This is a genomic window from Methylophaga sp., assembly GCF_965655755.1.
Classification (GTDB): domain Bacteria; phylum Pseudomonadota; class Gammaproteobacteria; order Nitrosococcales; family Methylophagaceae; genus Methylophaga.
Map to the genome: position 1 here is coordinate 1 of NZ_CBFHHW010000012.1, position 22,490 is coordinate 22,490.

General features: G+C 46.2%; 18 protein-coding genes. 16 read left to right on the top strand and 2 right to left on the bottom strand.

All coding sequences use genetic code 11. From position 1 onward, the window contains the following. Positions 1 to 123 precede the first annotated feature (123 nt). Entirely contained in the window at positions 124 to 792 is a 669-nt protein-coding gene (locus tag ACTF5U_RS05655) for a GGDEF domain-containing protein (RefSeq protein WP_438970669.1), read from the top strand. Between the two features lie 435 nt (positions 793 to 1,227). Next, a complete protein-coding gene (locus ACTF5U_RS05660; RefSeq protein ID WP_438970670.1) occupies positions 1,228 to 4,947 on the top strand; it encodes an EAL domain-containing protein in 3,720 nt (1,239 codons plus the stop codon). A gap of 101 nt (positions 4,948 to 5,048) precedes the next feature. Here ACTF5U_RS05660 and ACTF5U_RS05665 read toward each other — a convergent pair whose 3' ends face one another. Further along, positions 5,049 to 6,074: a hypothetical protein gene (locus tag ACTF5U_RS05665; RefSeq protein WP_438970671.1), complete on the bottom strand. Its 1,026-nt coding sequence runs from the start codon at positions 6,072 to 6,074 to the stop codon at positions 5,049 to 5,051. A gap of 283 nt (positions 6,075 to 6,357) precedes the next feature. On the opposite strand from ACTF5U_RS05665, the gene ACTF5U_RS05670 reads away from it, so the two are divergent. The 3 genes from ACTF5U_RS05670 (at position 6,358) to ACTF5U_RS05680 (ending at position 9,129) form a co-directional block, all read left to right on the top strand. Further along, positions 6,358 to 6,885, top strand: coding sequence for a hypothetical protein (locus tag ACTF5U_RS05670; RefSeq protein WP_438970672.1), 528 nt, complete (start codon positions 6,358 to 6,360; stop codon positions 6,883 to 6,885). Positions 6,886 to 6,962: 77 nt separating this feature from the next. Continuing rightward, positions 6,963 to 8,543: an alkaline phosphatase gene (locus ACTF5U_RS05675; RefSeq protein ID WP_438970673.1), complete on the top strand. Its 1,581-nt coding sequence runs from the start codon at positions 6,963 to 6,965 to the stop codon at positions 8,541 to 8,543. 169 nt (positions 8,544 to 8,712) lie between these two features. Further along, complete coding sequence (locus tag ACTF5U_RS05680; RefSeq protein ID WP_438970674.1) at positions 8,713 to 9,129, top strand: globin domain-containing protein; 417 nt, start codon at positions 8,713 to 8,715, stop codon at positions 9,127 to 9,129. A gap of 4 nt (positions 9,130 to 9,133) precedes the next feature. On the opposite strand, the gene ACTF5U_RS05685 is transcribed toward ACTF5U_RS05680, so the two are convergent. Continuing rightward, positions 9,134 to 9,763: a helix-turn-helix domain-containing protein gene (locus ACTF5U_RS05685; protein WP_438970675.1), complete on the bottom strand. Its 630-nt coding sequence runs from the start codon at positions 9,761 to 9,763 to the stop codon at positions 9,134 to 9,136. 242 nt (positions 9,764 to 10,005) lie between these two features. Between ACTF5U_RS05685 and ACTF5U_RS05690 the strand changes: the two genes are divergently transcribed. From ACTF5U_RS05690 to ribB, 11 genes are all read left to right on the top strand, one after another. Further along, entirely contained in the window at positions 10,006 to 11,247 is a 1,242-nt protein-coding gene (locus ACTF5U_RS05690; RefSeq protein ID WP_438970676.1) for an FAD-dependent oxidoreductase, read from the top strand. Between the two features lie 14 nt (positions 11,248 to 11,261). Next, the gene (locus ACTF5U_RS05695; RefSeq protein WP_438970677.1) at positions 11,262 to 11,525 is read left to right on the top strand and encodes a sarcosine oxidase subunit delta; all 264 of its coding nucleotides are present in this window, start codon (positions 11,262 to 11,264) and stop codon (positions 11,523 to 11,525) included. Beyond that, positions 11,522 to 14,431 (top strand): FAD-dependent oxidoreductase, encoded by a 2,910-nt coding sequence (locus tag ACTF5U_RS05700; protein WP_438970678.1) that lies wholly within the window; start codon positions 11,522 to 11,524, stop codon positions 14,429 to 14,431. Before ACTF5U_RS05695 ends, ACTF5U_RS05700 begins: the two co-directional genes overlap by 4 nt. A 2-nt stretch (positions 14,432 to 14,433) precedes the next feature. Beyond that, positions 14,434 to 15,102 (top strand): sarcosine oxidase subunit gamma, encoded by a 669-nt coding sequence (locus tag ACTF5U_RS05705; protein WP_438970679.1) that lies wholly within the window; start codon positions 14,434 to 14,436, stop codon positions 15,100 to 15,102. Positions 15,103 to 15,143: 41 nt separating this feature from the next. Continuing rightward, positions 15,144 to 16,514: a type III glutamate--ammonia ligase gene (gene glnT, locus ACTF5U_RS05710; RefSeq protein WP_438970680.1), complete on the top strand. Its 1,371-nt coding sequence runs from the start codon at positions 15,144 to 15,146 to the stop codon at positions 16,512 to 16,514. Positions 16,515 to 16,550: 36 nt separating this feature from the next. Further along, positions 16,551 to 17,447: a class II glutamine amidotransferase gene (locus ACTF5U_RS05715; protein WP_438970681.1), complete on the top strand. Its 897-nt coding sequence runs from the start codon at positions 16,551 to 16,553 to the stop codon at positions 17,445 to 17,447. Positions 17,448 to 17,472: 25 nt separating this feature from the next. Next, a complete protein-coding gene (locus tag ACTF5U_RS05720) occupies positions 17,473 to 18,210 on the top strand; it encodes a protein glxC (RefSeq protein ID WP_438970682.1) in 738 nt (245 codons plus the stop codon). 25 nt (positions 18,211 to 18,235) lie between these two features. After that, on the top strand, positions 18,236 to 19,567 hold the full coding sequence (locus tag ACTF5U_RS05725) for an FMN-binding glutamate synthase family protein (RefSeq protein WP_438970683.1): 1,332 nt from the start codon (positions 18,236 to 18,238) through the stop codon (positions 19,565 to 19,567). Positions 19,568 to 19,874: 307 nt separating this feature from the next. Continuing rightward, positions 19,875 to 20,054, top strand: a complete 180-nt coding sequence (locus tag ACTF5U_RS05730) for a hypothetical protein (RefSeq protein ID WP_438970684.1) — start codon at positions 19,875 to 19,877, stop codon at positions 20,052 to 20,054. An 848-nt stretch (positions 20,055 to 20,902) separates the two neighbouring features. Beyond that, the gene (gene folE2, locus ACTF5U_RS05735; protein ID WP_438970685.1) at positions 20,903 to 21,691 is read left to right on the top strand and encodes a GTP cyclohydrolase FolE2; all 789 of its coding nucleotides are present in this window, start codon (positions 20,903 to 20,905) and stop codon (positions 21,689 to 21,691) included. Between the two features lie 10 nt (positions 21,692 to 21,701). Beyond that, on the top strand, positions 21,702 to 22,490 hold a 789-nt coding region (gene ribB / locus ACTF5U_RS05740; RefSeq protein WP_438970686.1), incomplete at its 3' end, for a 3,4-dihydroxy-2-butanone-4-phosphate synthase.

Here is a 22,490-nt window from a genome sequence, read left to right on the forward strand (position 1 = left end):
TAAGTTCTCAAGTTCCAGCCCACATCGGTGTTTTGTATGCCAATTCGTAGAGCGCGCTTCGAAGGGGTGCTGTACATGGAGAATAACCTGGCCAGCGGGGTCTTTACTGAGGATCGAGTGGAGGTGATACGCTTGCTGACGGCTCAGGCATCAGTCGCGATTGAGAACGCGTATCTCTACGAGCAGGTGCAGGAACACTCTCGAACTTTGGAAGACAAAGTGGCTGAACGGACTGCGCGTCTGGAGCAGCTCAATCAGGAACTGCAAGGGATTGCTGACTGTGACGGCTTGACCGGCGTCGCAAACCGGCGCAAGGGCGACGCCTATTTGGCAGAGGTGTGGACACGTTTGCGGCGTGAAGAGCGGCCGCTATCAGTCATCATGCTCGATGTAGATCACTTCAAAGCCTATAACGACAACTATGGTCATCAGGCCGGAGATGACTGCCTGGTGCTGCTGGCAGAAACGATACGTGCGCAGTTGCTACGACCCGCGGATCTGGTTGCCCGATACGGTGGAGAGGAATTCATTCTCATCCTGCCTGATACCGATCGTGAGGGTGTGGTTGAGGTGGGGGAGAAAATCCGCCTTGCGATAGAGGCGCTGGCGATCACTCACGCGCATTCTTCGGTTGACCCAGTGGTTACCGTGAGTGCCGGGACTGCCACCATAGTGCCTGAGTCAAGAGCGGGAGTAGAAAGTCTGCTTCGTGAAGCGGATATCGCGCTTTACCGAGCTAAGCGTATGGGCCGCAATCAGGTGCATTCGGCACCTTTGGCTTCGATGGGATAATAGCGGTGACCCCAACTGCGTAGATGTTAAATCTGGGCTTGCTTATACACTGGCGGGAGCCCATGCTTACAAGCAGATGAGCCTTGAACGGCCTAATATTCACAATGTCTTAATGTGGAATTTGGGCCTGAACAGGCGAACTGGATTTGGTGTGGTGACATTACCTAGATGCCAAGATTGCGGGACTGAAATTTACATGAAGCGATGCGTGATGTGATTTATTACCGGATGGTTTATTACAGTAGGCAACGGCTGCATCAAATCAACGATGGATAGACACCTAAAAAGTCGAAAGAATTGTCTAAACTCGTGTTCGAAATCATCAGACTCTAGATCTAGATATTACTGGGTCAGACAATTATTAATTTATTATTGTTGACGAATCACCTAGGGCTTAAGAAGATAGAGGTATGATCGAATGGAAGTCAGCAAGATATGCGGATTAGAGAAAAACTAAGTCTGATCGTAATCATTAGTATTTTGGTAACGGCGATACCTGCCGCAGTGTGGATAACTTCCTATGCCAAAGATAAGATTCTCAACCGTGAAATCAAGAACCTGCTGACCATTACGCAAAATCAGGCAAAAAGTGCCAGTGACCGTCTACGTGCTGGTGAGCCAAAGCTTCAGGGCCTTGCCCGCATACTGCAGGAAGATTTGCAAAAGCCGATCAAGGAACAGGAATTAGAAGCTTTCCATCGGGAAATGGCCCTTAATGATGATGGCGTCTGGCGCAATCAGCGAGACGATTTTGATGGAAAAAAGGAATCAGGGATCTTTTTGCCCGATTCGCCTGCGTTGACCGACAGACAGAAAGTAATCAATCTGCGTATCAAGCGGGTGATGGACTCTTTTGGCGCAGCAGCCAACAGGCTGCATGAAAATATATGGTATCTATCCCATTATCGTAGCGAAGTTATCTTTAACCGAACCTTTCCAAATTTTGTCTATGACCAGGCAGCTACCAACGATTACACTCAGACTCCCTGGATGACTTATACCTCACCAGAACAGAATCCTGAACGCGATTACACCTTCACACCACCGCTATTCGACCCTGTAACTGAAGTATGGATGATCAGTGCCTTATACCCACTTTATTTGGGTGATAAGTGGGTTGGTGCTTTGGGGGAAGACATGCCGTTGACCAATGTGCTGGGTTTTATTTTTAGTGAACAACAGCTTTACCCTGATACACAACACTTTCTTCTGGACAAAGAGGGCGGTTTTATCCTGGCGGGTAAATGGCAACAACGTCTGGAGTCCACCAAGTCGCAGCCTAATTTTGAATTAGGTGATGAAGATGATTTAGAGATGCTGTTGAACTCAGCCATATTGACGCACTCTCCTAATTTACTATCGGAAAAAATCTCCATTAGCGGACAGCAATATCTCGCCCTTGGCATGCTTATAGCTCCAGTAGACTGGGCTTATTTCCGTTTGGTACCTATCAAAAATATTGTTGAGCCTGCCCAACAGCTATTGGTGATGCTGTTTATCATGGTGTTTGTTATTACTGCTGTCTGTGGTGGTCTGATTACGACGGCAATTAATCGCAATGTGGTATCGCGTATTACACGTTTGACGAAGGCAATTAGCCGCTATCAATCGGGTGACAAAAAGGCGGTTGCTGAGGATGTTCAAGGGCATGATGAAATCACACTTGCGGCCCGTGAGTTTGATGTGATGGCTGAGCGCGTAGCGCATGCCAGGCATGCGCTAGCCATGAGTGAAGAACGCTGGAAATTTGCACTGGAAGGCGCGAGAGATGGCGTGTGGGATTGGGATATAGCGACGAATGAAGTTTTGTATTCTTTGCAGTGGAAAAAAATGCTGGGCTATGAAGATCATGAGATCTCAGATCAGTTTTCAGAGTGGGAATTGCTTTTACACCCCGACGATAAAGTCAAGGCAGCAGAATTGCTTAGAGGTTATCTAGCCAATAAATATGAGACTTTTTCTGCCGAGTTCCGCTTGGCCTGTAAAGACGGTAGTTGGAAATGGGTCTTGTCTCGAGGCATCGTTGTTAAACGTGATAAAAATATGCAGCCGTTGCGCATGATTGGAACGCATACCGATATTTCTTATCTCAAGGCGATTCAATCAGAACTTCAAAGACATACGGTTCAATTGCAACAATTATTGGAGTATAGCCCGGTAGCCATTCGAATTGCTTCGGAGGGTGGGCGAAAAGTGATATTTGCTAACCGGCGTTATACGGAATTGCTAAATCTCGACGCTGCTGACGTTTTAGGCGTCGATCCGGCTGATTATTATGTGAATAAAGACCAGCATCTGAAGTATCTTGAGAAAATTAATAGCGGGGACACTGTATCCGACGAATTGACACAGCTGGATATTCCCGGAGCCGGTAATAAATGGGTTCTGGCCAGTTATCTACCCATTCAATACGAGCATGAAGAGTGTGTGATCGGTTGGTTCTACGACGTCTCTGACAGACTCGATGCGGAAGAGGCTTTACGGCTGCATGCGAGTGTTTTCAACAATGCCTCCGAAGGCATTATGATTACTGATAAACAAAACCGTGTTGTCAGCATAAACAATGCGGTTACCGAAATTACCGGCTATACAGAAGAAGAGTTACTGGGTGAACCGCCAAAACACATGGCATCAGGGCATCAGAGTAAAATCTTTTATCAGGAAATGTGGAGCACAATAAACAAATCCGGACGTTGGCGAGGTGAAATCTGGAATCGTAAGAAAAACGGCGATATCTATGCAGAAAGGTTGACGATCAGTGCTATAAAAGACGAGCAGGGAGAGGTCGTTAATTACCTGAGTCTTTTTGCCGACATCACCGAAATAAAAAATACAGAAAGTATGTTGCAACGTATGGCGCATTACGATGCTTTGACGCATTTACCTAACCGGACTTTGTTATCTGAACGACTCGAACTCGCTCTTATTCAGGCGCAACGTAACCAAACATTATTTGCTGTGTGCTTTATTGATTTGGATGATTTCAAACCAATAAACGATTTATATGGGCATGATGTCGGTGACAAATTGTTGATCGAAGTGGCTAATCGTTTGAATCAAGTGGTTCGTGGCGGTGATACCGTTGCCCGAATGGGGGGGGATGAGTTTGTCTTACTGATTACCGATATTCATGATACGGATGAACTCGTCCCGGTTCTTAACCGCATTAATGAAAAAGTTGTTGAAAATATAACAATTGATACGCATACGCTCAGTGTTTCAGCCAGTGTCGGCGTAGCTATCTATCCTCTGGATAATGTTGATGCAGATACTTTACTTCGTCATGCAGATTTATCCATGTACGAAGCGAAACAGGCTGGTAGAAATGGCTACCACATATTTGATGTCAAGCTCGATCAGCAAGTGCACGAAACGAACCTGCAGCTTGAACGAATAGAGTCTGGATTACGCAATGATGAGTTTCGTCTCTTTTACCAGCCGAAAGTGAATATACGGACGCATCAGGTAATAGGTATGGAAGCACTCATTCGTTGGCAACATCCTGACAGAGGTTTGCTGGGTACGGTAAAATTTTTGCCTATCATTGATTCTCATGAATTGATAATCACGCTTGGCGACTGGGTACTGGAGCATGCTTTACAGCAGATACAATACTGGCAGGAGCATGGTATGAAGCTTCAGGTGAGTGTTAATGTGTCGGCTAAACAAATCCAGCATGTGGATTTTGTCAACAAACTCGAACAGCTTCTGGAGCGCTTCCCGGATGTTTCTTCCAGCCTGCTGGAGTTGGAATTATTGGAGACCTCGGCTCTCGAAACGTATCAGACTGCTCAAGTGGTTCAGGCAACCGGCCAGCAGTTAGGTGTTTCTTTTGCATTGGATGACTTCGGTACAGGATATTCATCGTTATCTTATTTAAGACAATTACCCGTCAAAACACTCAAGATTGATCGCTCGTTTATCAGTAATATCATTGACAACGAAGAAGACTTTGCGATTGTGAAAGGTATTATTGAACTGGCAGATGTCTTTAAGCGTCAGACAGTAGCAGAGGGCGTGGAAACTAAAGCGGACTGTGAAACACTATTGAAGATGGGCTGTGATACGGTGCAGGGCTACTATATCGCAAGGCCGATGCCTGCAGATGAAGTACTTGAATGGGTGAAGCAATACCACGCTAAACATCAGCATTAGATAACGGGGTATGTCGCATTGGTGAAGAATCTTCCCGGTTGATCGCATACATAACCCGACAGGGAAGGCTTAAGGTGCCTCCCCTTTGGGTTGTGCATAAGTTATGAGCCTGTGTAGCTAACCTCAACGGCTTTTTTTAGATCCATAAGCGCTTTCTCTTCGTTGTTACTCATACCGATTTTGATGAACATCTCAAAAGGTGAGATACCTTTGTCCGATTTTGAAGTAAGCTCAATGGTGAATGCGTTACCACCCTGATAATAGCCAGTTAAGGCATCAATCAAACCAGGTGCAAGTGCATTGACGCCTGCCTGCTTCATATCAGCAATCATGTCTGAAAAGGCTTGGTTAATTTGAACTTCAATCTCACTCTCACTCTCACCCACCACTTCAGCCGCTGCATTAACAAAGGCAGACTTGATATTTTTATGCGTTTTCAGACTCGTAAGCCAGTTATTAACGGACAGTCGCGTTAGGTCATAACTTACATATCCGCCATCTGGATTATAGTCAAAGCCAGACAAGGACATATGAGTTGAGAATTCAGCGATATCACGCAGCTCAACCGATATCATGTTTTCATGATAGCCCGATTTATCGTCGTAATAAGTGTCAATTGTGGTGTCCATAATGACAGGCTGCTCACCGGCCACCTTCTCAAGCGTTTTGGCCAGGATCATTAAATCTACATCAGCTTCAGCTTCGGCTATCGTCTTGAGCAATTCGATATCTGACTTATAGCCCAGATCAACACCGGTTACTTCGATTTTGACCATTTCAGGAAAACGCGAGCGTTCTTTAAGGCTCTTTATTTCTGAGTGATCAACCGAATAATCCATAACGACCTGCTCGACTTCATAAATTTTGGCTGGCAGACCTGCCTCACGCATTTCAGGCAATGTGACGGTTGCTGTCATGCCATCAATGTGGATTTTGTTATTAAATAACGAGGTATTGATATCGTCATAAAAAAGCTCGAAATTTGGATCGAGTTCATTCAAATCTGAAATAAAATCATCCACAGCCCTGGTTGCGATTCGGTTTTTTTCAGCGAGCGCGTAGTTATAAGCAAATCCAGCAGCCAGTGACACCACTAACACGCCTGCAAATATTTTTCCTTTGTGCATTATTGTTATCTTCCTTATGGCATTAAAAGCAACGTCGAGTCCATGAATGCTTGCCCGGGATTTCATATTTCATATCACCGATAGACTTCACTCTGGGACCCAAAGCCTTTCAATAATAAACACTCTGGTCAAATATAAAAGTACAGGCTTGGCGAACGGTATAATCAATCATTACAATGACAGTGTGTATTCAAGGGTTTATTGTCTTTCTGGCGAGACTGATATCATTTGATAAACGCTCACTTTTTGAGTCTTCAATTTTAGTAAAACGAAACACGTTCAAATGGCTAATATTCTTTTAGGTAAAACGCATAAATCACTCATCAAAGCGGCTATCGGACTGGGCAACTGGTTTTTATCTCTGGAGCAGCTATCAGAGCAGGATAAACAGGCTGTAAAGCAGATTCAGTCGGCTCTCGAAAAATTGCCAAAAGTGAATGATGGAACACTGGCGATGTACGGTTTCAGTATAGAAAAAGGTGACAACAACAATGGCCTGGTGCGAGGCTGGGATGTTTCACTTGAATATTTCTCTCAGGATGAGCAGCAGCAAGGTGGTTTAGAACTTTTCAGCTCGTTTATCCCGTTACCAGAAACAACCGATCCCGCGGTGCTGAAACAGAAAAAACTTAATGAAGTCTATTTCCACTGGCCAATCGGTGATGTCTGCGCTTTCATTAATCCAGAGCAGGCAAAACAATGGGTTGATGAAGTCAGCCATCCTCTTAATTCATGGGGACAATCAGATCGCTTAAGAATAGAGATTGTGTATCAGGATTATTACTCGGAAATTGATAACCCACTAAGCTAATGGTTCGGGCTTTCTGACATCTGGCTGTCATTAATGCAGACTAGAATTGTGAATAGGATGAAATTGGAGTTTGATTAATGATAAAAACGGTTTTGGCTTTTCTGGCAAGCGTCAGTGTTGTGACAGCCGTCTGTGCTGAGGAAGACATCGTACCGACACATCAATTGAACAATGCATGGTATCAGAATGCCAGCCGGACCTTGGCACAAAAGCCCGTTTTTAAACCTGAAACTAAAGCCCAGAATATTATTTTATTTGTCGGTGATGGGATGGGCATCTCAACAGTAACGGCAGCACGAATTCTTGATGGGCAGAATAAAGGTCATAGTGGCGAAGAAAACCAATTGAGCTTTGAATCCTTTCCTTTTACCGGTTTAGCCAAGACCTATAATGTTGATGCTCAAACACCTGATTCAGCTGGGACGATGACAGCACTGATGACTGGCGTGAAAACGGATGCCGGGCTGATCAATGTGGATGAAGAGGGCGTTCGCGGTGAATGCGGCAGTGTGGCGGGTAATGAGCTCTTGTCTGCAATAGAGCTGGCTGAATTTGCTGGTAAATCAACAGGCATTGTGACCACGGCAAGAGTGACTCACGCAACACCAGCAGCCACTTATGCCCGTTCACCTGAGCGTAATTGGGAAGATATTTCGGACTTGCCTCAGTCAGCGATTGATGCCGGCTGTGAAGACATTGCACTGCAATTGGTGATGTCAGAAAACTACCTCAGAGAACAGTATCCGGAAAAGACAGAGATTGATGGTCTGGATGTTGTGATGGGGGGAGGTCGACGCCATTTTTTGCCGAACGATATGGCCTTTAATAGCCCTGATGCATTGAGTGAGGTTGAAGGTGACCGCACTGATGGTCGCCATCTTATTAAAGAATGGCAACAGCGTTATCCAACTGGAAACTACATCTACGATCAAGCAGGTTTTGATGCGCTGGACTCACAGAAGACAACCAAACTATTGGGCCTGTTTAATGAATCGCATATGCGTTACGAGGCGGATCGTCATAATGACAAATCAGGAGAACCGTCACTGAGCGAGATGACCGCGAAGGCACTCGATATTCTGGATAACAATGCGAAAGGTTACATGCTGGTGGTTGAGGCGGGACGTATTGATCATGCTCACCATGCAGGCAATGCCTTTAATGCCCTCAGCGATACCATTGAGCTGTCAAACGCGGTGAGAGTGGCTCAACAAAAAACAAATCCGGAAGATACATTGATTATTGTTACGGCGGATCACAGCCATGTTTTCACTATGGCAGGCTATCCGAAACGTGGTAACCCGATACTAGGTAAAGTTGTTAATGTCGGTGAAAATGAGCCAGCTGAAGCGGCCGATGGTTTGCCCTACACCACATTGGGCTATGCCAATGGTTTGGGGTTTCGTGATCATCAACATGAAACCGACGCTGATTCCGCGTATTCTCAACCCGCTAGCGGTCAACGCACAAACCTGGCTGAAGTTGATACCCAGCAACCGGGTTACCATCAGGAAGCGTTGGTGCCTTTATCATCAGAAACACATGGTGGTGAAGATGTTGCGGTCTATGCATCTGGTCCCGGTGCGGCGGGAATTCTGGGTGTTAATGAACAGAACCTGATCTTTCATGTCATGATGCAGGCTGCGGGATTGAAATAACGAAAACAGGATCGCCTCAACTCCCATCACTGCTTTCCTCACTCATGGCTTATCCGGGAAAATTTAAGGTTCACATACCCCTTTAGTAGTACACACTCATCGGTATTATCAGTTGCCATACGACACCCTAAACTTAAGTGATTAAGTTGCAGTTTTGTGGGGGTAAGGTATGCAACAGATAGCAAGTAATCGACGCGTCAGTTTCTATGAACAGGTCGGTGGTGCAGAGGGCGTAGAGCAATTGGTGAATACCTTTTGTGATCTGCTTGAAACCACAGAGGTGGGTAAGCCTGTTTTTCTTTTGCACCTTCGGGGTCATGGCATGGCTCATGCCCGAGCAGAACAATTTAACTTTTTTTCTGGATTTTTTGGCGGCCCGCGACTCTATGCAGAGAAGTGGGGGCATTCCAATGTTCGTCAAATTCACGAGCACGTTGAAATTGACGAAACCGCGAGTCAGGCATGGCTGACCTGTATGTCAATGGCCATGGATAAACTTTCCTACCCACAACAGCTTAAACAACAGTTGATGAAAAATTTCAGTGATATGGCTGCTTTAATGCGCCAGCAAACACAGCACCACTGAAATGTTACTCCTGATTGAAGTCGTCCAGGCTATCGTAATAAATGATCGCCAGGTAACGAATCGGCATTTGCAGTTTGGCTTCGGGTCGATGCGGTTGTTCAGCATCAAATGTGAGCGAATCGCCAGGTTCGAGCACATACCGTTCATTACCCACGGTATATTCGAGTCTGCCTTCAAGCATAAAGATGAATTCGGTACCGGCGTGCTCAAATGGGTCAAACACTTCGCTTTCTTCATCCAACGAAATCAGAAACGGTTCAAACAGTTTTTTGGGGCCAGTGTCATAGGCAAGCAGGTTATATGTATGTCCGCTTTTGGTACCCCGCCTGACGACTTCCATACCTTCACCATTGGGAACATATTGAGCCCCCGCTTTTGGCGTATCGTAATCATGAAACAGGCGCGACAAAGTGATGCCGAGCGCATTGGCCAAGTGTTCAAGTTTCTCGAGGCTGGGTGAGGTGAGACCGTTTTCAATCTTACTCAACATACCGCGGCTGACACTCGCACGCTTGCTGACTTCAGCGATGGTCAGGCCATTCTCCATTCTTAAATGCCTGAGTGCATTACCAAGGTGCTTGTCCAGAGAGTGGCTATTTGTCCCTGTTGTTTCTACCGATTCTTTTTTAGTCACGCCTGAAAATACTCCCTTAAACCACATGTCTACGGCACTGATTGTACATCAGAATTCTGGGAAAGGCGTATTTTGTTTCATTTAGTGAAAAAAAGTTGCACTAATGTATTGACATCAATTTCCACACATGAGTAAATGAGATCAAGGTTTCACCAGGTGAAACAATGTTTACTTATAAGGTGGTATGAGCGGTTTACTGCTTAGGTAGTAGATAATTCGAATCACGGCAGCGGAGGTTAATAATGCCATTAGGTCTTTTGAAATATGCTCTGACAAAAGAGCATCCAGCACCGCGGTTTTTCAGAGATTGCACAGAGCCAAAGAAAAGCTACGATGCTGTCATTATCGGTGGCGGCGGTCATGGCCTTGCAGCAGCGTATTATCTGGCAAAAGATCACGGCATTACCAATGTGGCAGTTCTTGAAAAGGGCTATATCGGTGGCGGTAATACCGGGCGGAATACAACAATTGTTCGCTCGAATTATCTGACACCAGAAGGTGTTAATTTTTACGATGCCAGCGTCAAGATGTATGAAGATTTGTCTGAAGAGCTGGATTTGAATCTGTTTTATTCAACCCGTGGACACTTCACATTAGCGCACACTGACTCTGCCATGCGAACTATGCGCTGGCGAGCAGAAGTGAATAAGCATGTCGGTGTTGAAAGTCGTGTTGTCGGCCCCGACGAAATTTCACAAGCTTGTCCGCAATTGGACATTTCATGCAGTGGTCAGGCACCCATTATGGGCGCGTTGTATCACGCACCGGGTTCTGTTGCCCGTCATGATGCCGTGGCGTGGGGCTATGCAAAAGAAGCTGACCGGATGGGTGTGGAGATTTTCCAGAGCACGGAAGTGACTGGTATTGATGTTAAAAGCGGCAAAGTGGTTGGTGTTAATACCAATAAAGGTTATATCGAAACAAGCCGTGTGTTATCAGCCGTCGCTGGATTTACACCTCGCATCACCGAAATGGTGGATATTGAAACCCCGATTGTGATTCATCCCCTTCAAGCCTGTGTCAGTGAACCGATGAAACCCTGGCTGGATACGATTCTGGTTTCAGGCAGTTTACATGTTTATGTCAGTCAGTCTTCTCGTGGTGAGTTGGTAATGGGGTCTTCTCTGGATCCTTATGAAATGCATTCAACTCGTTCATCACTGGACTTTGTTGAGGGGCTTACCTCACATATCGTTGATATGTTCCCGTTCCTGTCCAATGTCAAAGTCGTTCGTCAGTGGGCCGGCATGGCGGATCTGACCCCCGATTTTGCACCCATCATGGGTAAAACACCGGTGGAAGGTTTTTACCTTGATGCTGGCTGGGGAACATGGGGGTTTAAGGCCACACCGATCAGTGGCAAGACGATGGCAGAAACAATGGCGAGAGACATCGCGCCAGATCTGATTGAACCATTCCGCTTAACCCGTTTTGAAGACTACGAGCTCACCGGCGAGAAGGGTGCGGCGTCGGTAGGCCATTAATTGAGGGTAGAGCTATGAAATTACTTAATTGTCCAATTAACGGTACCAGACCCATGAGCGAATTCACCTATGGCGGTGAATATCGCGACATGCCAAACCCTGATACCTGTACAGATAAAGAATGGGCTGCATACGTGCATTATCGAAACGGCGCGCCCGGCCTGAAAAAAGAGTGGTGGTACCACGGCCCGAGCGGCACCTGGTTTATCGCCGAACGAGACACAATGACTGACAAAATCAGCCAAACCTATATTGCAGGTCAGGAGGAAGCAAAATGACTGGTCGCATTGCAAAGAAAAGAGGCGAATGGATCAACCGCGACAAGCCACTGACATTTGAATATGAAGGGCAAAAAGTCGAGGGGTATGAAGGCGACACAATAAGCAGTGCTTTATGGGCTGCAGGTATCAAAGTGCTGGGACGTAGCTTTAAGTACCACCGTGCCAGAGGGCTTTTGAGCTTTGCCAATCATGATGTTAATGCATTGATGACTGATGGCATTGATACTAATATCCGCGCCGATGTCTGGCCCGTCAGTCACGGAATGGAACTGGCTGCGGTGAATACGGATGGCGGTGTGGTCAAAGATCGCAATAAGTACATTGATAAATTGTCACCGTTCTTACCTGTCGGTTTTTATTACAAAACGTTCTACAAGCCCAAAAGTATGTTTCCGTTTTGGGAAGATAAGATTCGTAAGGCAGCAGGACTGGGTAAAGTTAACTTTAACTACCCACGCCTGCTTAAACCAAAACGTTATGCACATTGTGATGTACTGATTGTGGGTGCCGGTGCATCAGGTCTGTCTTCCGCTATAGCGGCTGCTAAGCAGGGTCTGAAGGTTATTCTGGTCGATGAAAACAAGCAGGCTGGCGGTAGTCTCAGCTATGACTATGCCGGTGAACAAACCACTGCTGACACCTTGAATAACTTATTGGATGAGGTGAATGCGAACCCGAACATCAGCCTGATTACGGGTGCTTATGCCGGCGGTTATTACACCGACCATCTGGTACCCATTGTTGCGTTTGACGGTATTACCAAAGTGCGTGCCAAAACGGTGATTGTAGCCAGTGGTGCATTTGAGCAACCGCCTGTATTTCGTTACAACGATTTACCGGGTGTGATGCTGGGCTCAGCCGCACAGCGTTTAGTCAATCGTTATGCTGTCAAACCTTTCCAAAAAGGTGTGGTCGTCACAGCCAATGATCATGGCTATCGCACGGCGCTGGATTTGATTGCAGTAGGTGTTGACGTTGTCGCCGTGATTGATATGCGTCGCGAGGGTGCTACTCAGGAATTAACCCAGAAAGTAAAAGATAAAGGTGTCAGTGTCCATAAAGGTAGTTGTATTTATGAGGCAGTACCCGCCCGCGGGAAAATGGCTGTCAAAGCCGTTGTGGTCTGTCCTTATAACGAAGAGACAGCGGAAGCCGATACCAGCCAGTCTGTGACACTGAATTGTGATGGTGTGGCAATGAGTGCTGGTTGGGCGCCCGCAGCAGCATTACTTTATCAGGCCGGCACTAAAATGCGGTTTGATTACGATGTTCAGCAATTTGTGCCGGATCAGTTACCTGAAGGTGTTTTTGCTGCCGGTAAAGTCAATGGCGTGTTTGACCTTAAAGCCCGCCTACTGGATGGTCAGCGTGCAGCTGCTGAAGCAAGCACGTATATCGGTCATCAAGCTGATGTTGTTGAAGTGACTAAACCCACCATGGCGTCACCCAGTCATGCTTATCCGATAGTGAATCATCCTAAAGGCAAAAACTTTGTTGATTTTGATGAAGATATTCAGGTTAAGGATTTCATTAATGCTGCCAAAGAAGGTTTTGACAACATTGAGTTGATGAAGCGTTTTACCACGGTTGGCATGGGGCCGAGTCAGGGTAAACATTCCAATATGAATGCGATTCGTATTCTGGCTCGTATTCGTCAGTTGCCGGTAGAAAAAATCGGTACAACAACAGCACGTCCTTTCTTCCATCCAACGCCAATTGGCCACTTGGGTGGACGAGGTTTCCATCCGCATCGTTATACCGCGATGCACCAATGGCATGTTGATAATGGTGGACTCATGATGGAAGCAGGAGCGTGGATGCGTCCTGCCTATTATGTGCCTGCAGGTACTGCTCTCAGCGCTACAGACGCTGTCCAACAAGAAGCAATGGCTGTGCGTCAGGGTGTCGGCATGATTGATGGTAGTACCCTGGGCAAGATTGAAGTTTTCGGTCCTGATGCGGCTGCGTTCCTGGAACGTTTCTATACCGGTAAGTTTGCGGGTCAGAAAATCGGTGGTAGTCGGATTGCCATGCTGCTGGATGAAGCAGGTGTCATGGTCGATGACGGTGTGGCAGTCAGAATGGCCGAAGATAAGTTTTACGTCTCTACTAACTCTTCGAATGCGGCGACCGTTTACCGTGAAATGCAGCGTAACGTCCAGTTATGGGGCATGCAAATCACTCTGGTTAACCTGACCGGTGCGATGGCGGCTATGACAGTGGCTGGACCCGCCTCACGCTCGGTGGTTGAGTCGCTGACTGATATTGATGTGTCAACCGATGGTTTACCCGATGGTGCTTATAAAGAAGGACAGGTTGCCGGCGTTGATGCGCGCGTGATGCGGGTCAGCTTTGTATCAGACCTCGCTTTTGAGATTCATGTGCCCTATAAAGCCGGTGTGCATGTATGGGAAGCCTTAATGGAAGCAGGTAAATCAGCCGGTATTCGTCCTTTTGGTACCGATGCTCAGCGTTTACTGCGACTGGAAATGGGCCACCATCTCGTGAGTCATGATACCGATGGTTTGACCAATCCGTTTGAAGCACATTCTGAATCGTTGGTTGCAATGGACAAAGCCTTCTTTATCGGACAGCGCAGTCTGAAAATTCTTGAAAAGAAACCATTGAATAAAAAATTGGTGACTTTTTCTCTGGATAAAGGCTTTAGTGGTGAACTGCCCAAAGAATGCAACCTGGTCATTGAGAATAATGATATCAAGGGTCGCGTAACCAGTATTTCTCATAGTAACTACCTCAATCGCATCATTGGCTTTGCTTTTGTCTCGCCTGAGAACAGTGCTGCAGGAAGTCAGTTTGAGGTACGGACCGATTCTGGTGCAATGGTAGCAGCGACGGTGACTGAAGCCCCCTTTTTCCATCTTTTAGAGAGTGCAGGAGCGTAATCATGCAAGACATCGTATTTAAAAGTCCTGTTGCCTTTGCTCAGGCATCAAAAAAACCGGTTATGGGGCTGGTAAATGGCATGGAAACCGCATTGAGTTTTGCTGATGCTGCTGTAGAAAAAACACACAGTGAAAAACTGGGAATCTGTGATGTGAGTAATCTCAGTCGTTTCGGTGTGAAAGGTCCCAATGCGACAGATTGGCTTAAGGCCAAAAATATTACGCTGCCAGCGACAACGAATAGCTGGACAGCGCAAAACAGTGGCAGTCTCGTTATGCGACTGGGTAACACAGAGTTTTTGGTGGAAGATCAGCCAGAAAATGGGTTATCTCAGTCACTGAACGAGACCGCTGTAAACGAAAGTGGTGTGCATAAAGTTGTGCGTAATGATGCTGCTTTTATCGTCAGCGGTGAGCTGACCTCAACATTATTTTCTGAAGTGTGTGCAATCGACCTCAGCGGTGATGCACTTGAAGATAATCGCCTTGTAATGACCGTCATCGCCGGTGTATCGGCAACGATGCTGAAACAGGAGCTTAACGGCCAAGCTGTTTATCGCATCTGGTGTGACGGAACCTACGGACCATATGTATGGAAAACCCTGCTCGGCATTATTGAAGAGCTGGGTGGTGGACCTGTCGGTTTCAACTGCTATTACAAGAATAATTAACCCTACCAAGTGCTGTTCACTTTAAACAGAAGGAAAAGCTCATGAAATACGAACACAATGATTCACTAACAGAGTCGGCTCAACTTGAAGAAGCCAAAAAGTTTCTTAAAGACAACGACGTGAAGTATGTATTGGCACAGTTTGTTGATATTCACGGTGTTGCCAAGGTGAAATCTGTTCCAGCAGCTCATCTTGAATCAATTCTTACTACCGGTGCTGGTTTTGCTGGTGGCGCCATCTGGGGTATGGGTATCGCTCCCAATGGGCCTGACTACATGGCCATTGGTGATTTAAGCACGCTAACGCTGTTGCCTTGGCAACCCGGTTATGCACGCATTATTTGCGACGGACATGTTAACGGCAAACCTTATGACCATGACAGTCGGGTAGTTCTGAAAAAACAGATTGAACGTCTGAAACAAAAAGGCTGGATCCTCTACACCGGTCTGGAACCTGAATTCTCTCTGTTGAAGAAAGATCCGCTTACCGGTGAACTGTCACCCAGCGAAGAAAGTGACACGCTGCAGAAACCTTGTTACGACTACAAAGGTATTAAGCGTCAGGGCGAGTATCTGGAAAAAATGACTGAATCGTTGATAGAGGTCGGTCTTGATATCTATCAAATCGACCATGAAGACGCTAACGGCCAGTTTGAAATCAACTACACCTATGCTGATGCGCTTAAGAGTGCTGATGATTACATCCTGTTCAAAATGGGTGCCAGCGAAATCGCTAATGAAATGGGCATGATTTGTTCGTTTATGTCCAAGCCCTTCAGCAATCGTCCGGGTAACGGCATGCACATGCATATGTCGATCGGTGATGGCGAAAAGAGTCTGTTCCAGGATGACAGCGACCCAAGCGGTCTGGGCTTGTCTAAGCTCGCCTATCACTTTATGGCAGGTATTCTGGAACATGCTCCGGCGTTGTCAGCGATTGCAGCACCTACCGTTAATTCATACAAACGTCTGGTAGTCGGTCGCTCTCTGTCGGGTGCCACATGGGCTCCAGCGTATATCTCATACGGTAATAACAATCGCTCAACCATGGTTCGTATTCCCTATGGTCGTATCGAGTTACGCCTCCCTGATGGAACCTGTAATCCGTATTTGACTGCCGCTGCGGCAATTGCAGCAGGTATGGACGGTGTGGAACGTCAACTGGAACCTGGCAAAGGCCACGATTCCAATCTTTATGACATGACGCCCGAAGAACTGGAAGAAAACGGTATTGGCATCCTGCCACAAAACCTGCATGAAGCTTTGCTGGAACTGGAGAAGGATGAGGTTGTAAAAAGCGCGTTGGGTGAAGGGCTCGCGAAGGAGTTTCTGGAATTGAAACACATGGAATGGGTGGAGTACATGCGTCATGTCTCTGACTGGGAAATCGAACGCTACGTTGAGTTTTATTAATTATCCCTATTTTAGGAATTTGTTAGGAGAAATCTTATGTGTGGAATCGTTGGCCTTTATCTGAAAAACGATAAATATGAGAGTCAGCTTGGTCAGTTGTTTACGCCTATGCTGATTGCGATGACCGAACGTGGTCCTGATAGTGCCGGTTTCGCTGTGTATGGCGATGCGGTTGACGATGGGGTCAAACTGACTTTGCGTCATGAAGACGAAAATTATGACTGGGCAGCGTTGGCGAAAGATATCGAAACCAAACTAAGCACCAAAGTTGACTGGTTCCAAAACAGCAAAGTGGCGGTATTCAAAGTCGACACTGATGCAGAAACAGTTGAGAACTATCTTGAGCAAAACCATGACGGTGTCTTGGTGATGAGCTCTGGTAAATCGATTGAAATCTTAAAAGAGGTTGGGTTGCCAGAACGTATCGTTGAGATGTTCAAACTAAGCGAAATGAAAGGTAGCCACATCATTGGCCATACACGTATGGCAACTGAATCTGCTGTCACCATGGCGGGTAGCCACCCGTTCTCAACGGGTCTGGATTTATGCCTCGTGCACAATGGTTCTTTTTCTAACCATAACCGTCTGCGTCAAGAACTGAAACGTGAAGGTATTGAATTCAATACTGAAAACGACACGGAAGTGGCGGCAGGTTATCTGACTTATCGTCTGCAGCAAGGTGATTCGCTGAATGAAGCACTCGAGAATGCACTAAAAACGCTGGATGGTTTTTACACCTTAACGATTGGTACCAAAGACGGCTTCGCTGTGGTGCGTGATCCGATTGCGTGTAAACCGGCTGTGATTGCTGAAACGGATGACTATGTTGCCATGGCTTCTGAGTATCAGGCTTTAACAACATTGCCAGGTATTGAAGATGCCAAGGTCTGGGAGCCAGAACCTTCAAAGATTTACGTCTGGGAACGTAACTAAGTATTGGTGCATTAGGAGAAAAGAAATGAGTACGAACAACTTAGCAGAAACGACTGCGATTGAGACCGTGGCCGGTGTTGGCACGGTAGACCTGGCAAAAAATACTGTACGTGAACTGAACCAGGCGCTGCACGATCAACATGATGAAATGAGCATCCAGGAATGGGAAGTGCTGAACCCTAAAGGGCATCACAACATTGCTGTCGGCATTGATCAGAAACTGAAAATAGATATCCGTGGTCCTGCTGGCTACTACTGTGCCGGTATGAACCAGGAAGCCGAAATCACAATTCATGGCCACACTGGTCAGGGCGTCGCTGAAAATATGATGTCAGGCCTTGTGCGTGTTAAAGGTAATGCCTCCTCTGCAGCTGCTGCAACCGCTCATGGTGGCTTGCTGATCATCGAAGGTGATGCCGGTTCACGTTGTGGTATTTCGATGAAAGGCGTCGATATCCTCGTTAAAGGCAGTGTTGGGCACATGAGCTGCTTTATGGGGCAGGCCGGTGTTCTGGCTGTGTGTGGGGATGCCGGAGAAGCACTGGGTGATTCACTTTACGAAGCGCACATCTATGTCAAAGGTTCGGTTAAATCCCTGGGTGCGGACTGCATTGAAAAAGAAATGCGTGCAGAACACATCGAGGAACTGACTGAATTGTTTGAACGTGCCGGTGTAACGGATCAAGACCCAACTGACTTCAAACGCTACGGCTCTGCCAGACAGCTATACAACTTCAAAGTTGATAACGCTGGTGCTTATTAATTGCTGATATTGCGAGGAAATAGAAATGAGTGAAAAGAAAAAATACATGACTGAACCGCGTGAGTCAGCGACATTTGACCGCTCGACAATGTCGGAAATACGTCGTGCTGCTGATACGGGAATTTACGATATCCGCGGCGCTGGTGCTAAGCGTAAGCTGCCACATTTCGACGATCTGCTGTTCCTTGGCGCGAGTATGTCTCGTTACCCGTTGGAAGGTTATCGTGAAAAATGTAATACCTCAGTAACCCTGGGTAACCGTTTTGCTAAGAAACCGATTGAGCTTGAAATTCCTGTCACCATCGCGGGTATGAGCTTCGGTGCCTTGTCTGCCTATGCTAAAGAAGCTTTGGGTCGTGGCGCCTCAGCAGTGGGTACCTCAACGACAACCGGTGACGGTGGTATGACACCGGAAGAACGTGGTCAGTCAACCAAGCTGGTTTATCAGTACCTGCCTTCTCGTTATGGCATGAACCCGGATGATCTGCGTAAAGCGGATGCCATCGAAGTGGTACTGGGCCAAGGTGCAAAACCAGGCGGTGGCGGTATGCTGCTGGGTCAGAAAATCACTGACCGCGTTGCTCAAATGCGTACTTTGCCTAAGGGCGTAGACCAACGTTCAGCCTGTCGTCATCCGGATTGGACAGGACCTGATGACCTTGAAATTAAAATCAAGGAACTACGTGAAATCACTGACTGGCAAGTGCCTATCTACATCAAAGTCGGTGCAACCCGTACTTACTATGATGTGAAACTGGCAGTGAAAGCGGGTGCTGACGTTATCGTGGTTGACGGTATGCAAGGTGGTACCGCAGCAACCCAGGACGTGTTTATTGAACATGTAGGTATCCCGACTATGGCTGCCATTCCTCAAGCCGTTCAGGCACTGCAGGAAATGGGTATGCACCGTAAGGTTCAACTGATTGTTTCCGGTGGTATTCGTAACGGTGCCGATGTGGCCAAATGTATGGCGTTAGGCGCTGATGCGGTTGCTATTGGTACCGCTGCAATGATCGCACTGGGTGATAACGATCCAAAATGGGAAGAAGAGTACCAAAAACTGGGTTCCACAGCTGGTTCCTACGATGACTGGCATGAAGGTCGTGACCCGGCGGGGATTTCTACCCAGGATCCAGAACTGATGAAACGTTTTGATCCGGTAGAAGGTGGCCGTCGTCTTGCTAACTATCTGCGTGTGCTGACGCTGGAAGCGCAAACCCTGGCTCGTGCCTGCGGTAAAAACGACCTGCGTAATCTGGAACCGGAAGATCTGGTTGCATTGAACATTGAAGCTGCCGCCATGGCGCGAGTTCCTCTTGCAGGAACGAGCTGGATACCGGGCGAGCATAACTTCTAATCAGTTTGTAAAGTGTGGTTAAGAAAAGGCTGGTGCTACAACGATAAAACCTACTTAAAGCGATCCTTACCCCGTCAAATTAAGTACGTTTTATCTGCGTGGCATCAGTCTTTTTTTTTCAAGAAAAGCTACGTCTGGCTAATTCACCTTAAAGTGTCGAGTAAAAGCCGTATTTTCGGGATGTGGCTATCACAGCAGGATGACTACTCGCTTACTTATGCTTCGTTGTATATATCTGGAAGCAATATGGAGATGTAACAAAAAAAAGCCGTAACGTTAATACTCAATCAAATCAGGAGGTAACAGAGTGATTTACTGGGAATTATTAAGTTACATTGCCTGGGTTATTGCCGGGTTATTATTACTTTGGATTATGGTTGATGTCTTTAGTGTATCGCGTCAGGTTGATGAGGAAGAGTTTATCGGTTCACCTGATAGCGATGACGATAGGATGGGCGAAATCAAGCAAGAAGGGGAGGAAGGTTGACTATTTTGACTTCCACGCAAAAATCACATCACTCCATTTTGATAGTTCACGTGCGAAATCTCCCCGACTATGTGCACTGTAAGTAAATATCATTCTTGCTGGTGAGTTCATCGACTGGAATAGCCTCATCTCACTTTGTGATTTTTCAGACTGCTTCTCTGATGTCAAACACACCAACGACAAGATTGTGTGTACGTCCTGTCACCACAACCTCACCAATTTTATATCTACACTGCAAAGTCAATGATTTTGAACTAATTCTAATCCATAAGGAGTAATCCTTCTTTGGAATTGTTGCAGCATGCGTTGAAAAGGATAATTAACTTGAAGCTGCTTTTGATGAGTTAGATTCAGCTTCTTCATGGTTATCCTCAAAACCTGTTCTCTCGTTGGAACGTTGAGGGTGATCTGCCTTAATAGCCTAATGCCTTTATCAGCATTGTTGTTAAGACTGTCACCCTCTTTTTTGAGAATTCAGCCATAAAGAAGTTAATTCTGATCAAAAAATAACAGCACACAATTTCAAGGTGGGGAATCAGACCTAATGATTCATTTAGTGAAAAAAAGTTTACAAAGTATTTGACATCTGAAAGGTGTCATGAGTAAATGAATTTAGTTTCACCAAATGAAATATTGTTTACTAAAAGTAAGGTTCATCTAGTGAAATGGTTCAGTTTTTTTATGGTGTTAAAACCTGTTCTCTCGTTGGAATGTTGAGAGTGAACTGCCGAAGCTTCAGGAAGCCCCCAATGACTTCCATTAATAGTGGCAGCGGTAAGTTCACTCTACTTTTTATTACCAATGATGAAACTGAACAGTCATAAGTCTATTAAATAAGGATAACCGTTATGAACTTGCCCCTTAAGACTGGTCTGGAAGATGTTCAAAACACACCCGACAAACGCCAACTGGCCATAGATAAGGTCGGCATTAAGTCGTTACGTTATCCCATTTTTTTCGAAAGCGATTCACAAGGCCCGATACGCATTGTGGCAGACTTCAATATGTATGTGCATTTACCACATCATGTTAAAGGCACACACATGTCGCGGTTTATCGAGCTGTTAGAAAAACCGGCACAGGTTTTCTCTGTAGTATCAATCAAAACCTTTATGCAGGAAATGCTGGTATTACTTGAGGCGGAGCAGGGCCATCTCGAAATGCGTTTCCCATTTTTTCTTGCCAAGAAAGCGCCGGTATCCGGCGTGTCCAGCATGATGGACTACGACGTGACATTAAAAGCGGATCTGGGTGAGCAATTTAATCTCACCGTCAAAGCTGAAATTCCGGTGACAAGCTTATGTCCCTGTTCCAAAAAGATTTCAGAATACGGTGCGCATAACCAACGTTCGTTGGTCACCGTTGAAGTGGAAGTCGATGAAACATTAACTCTGGATCAGCTTATCAGCATGGTTGAAGAACAGGCATCGAGTCAGCTTTATGGTTTGCTTAAACGTCCTGATGAGAAATATGTGACTGAATTTGCCTATGACAATCCTAAGTTTGTTGAAGACTTAGTGAGAGATATTGCTGGCGCATTAGATAAAAACATGGCAATCGATGGTTTCCGTGTTGAGTGTGAAAACTTCGAGTCAATACATAACCACTCAGCTTACGCCATGATTGACCGTCTGTAAGGAGATTGCTATGAATAGTCCAACTATCCCATTCGCCTCACGCTCTGCACAAACAAAAATATCGCCGATAGAAGAAATTATCGATGATATCCGTCAAGGCAAAATGGTTGTATTGATGGATGACGAAGATCGCGAAAATGAAGGCGATCTGATCATGGCTGCAGATTTCATCACTGCATCCGATATTAATTTTATGGCAATGCATGCCCGGGGCCTTATTTGTCTGACATTGACAGAAGAACGTTGTAGTCAGCTAGACTTACCGCTCATGGTCAACAAAAACGGCGCCGCGTTAGCAACTAATTTTACGGTTTCCATTGAGGCTGCTGAAGGTGTAACGACGGGTATTTCTGCCGCAGATAGGGCGCGAACGGTTCAAGTTGCAGTAGCCCAAAATGCCCAGCCTGCCGATATTGTCAGGCCAGGTCATGTTTTTCCTTTAAAAGCGCAAAAGGGGGGTGTTCTGGCTCGGGCAGGACACACAGAAGCGGGCTGTGATTTAAGCCGTTTAGCTGGGCATGAGCCGGCGGCGGTTATTTGTGAAATCATGAATGATGACGGCTCCATGGCGCGTCTTCCTGAACTGATTCAATTTGCAGAGAAGCACAATTTGAAAGTGGGCACCATCGCCGATTTGATCGAATACCGCCATCGAAATGAACAACTGGTTACCTTTACTGATAGACGTTATATCAGCACGCTTTACGGTAGTTTTGAGATGGTTAGCTTTCGAGATACGACCACTGATCTGACTCATGTGGCGTTGGTTTGTGGTTCACCTTCTGCTGATAAATCAACC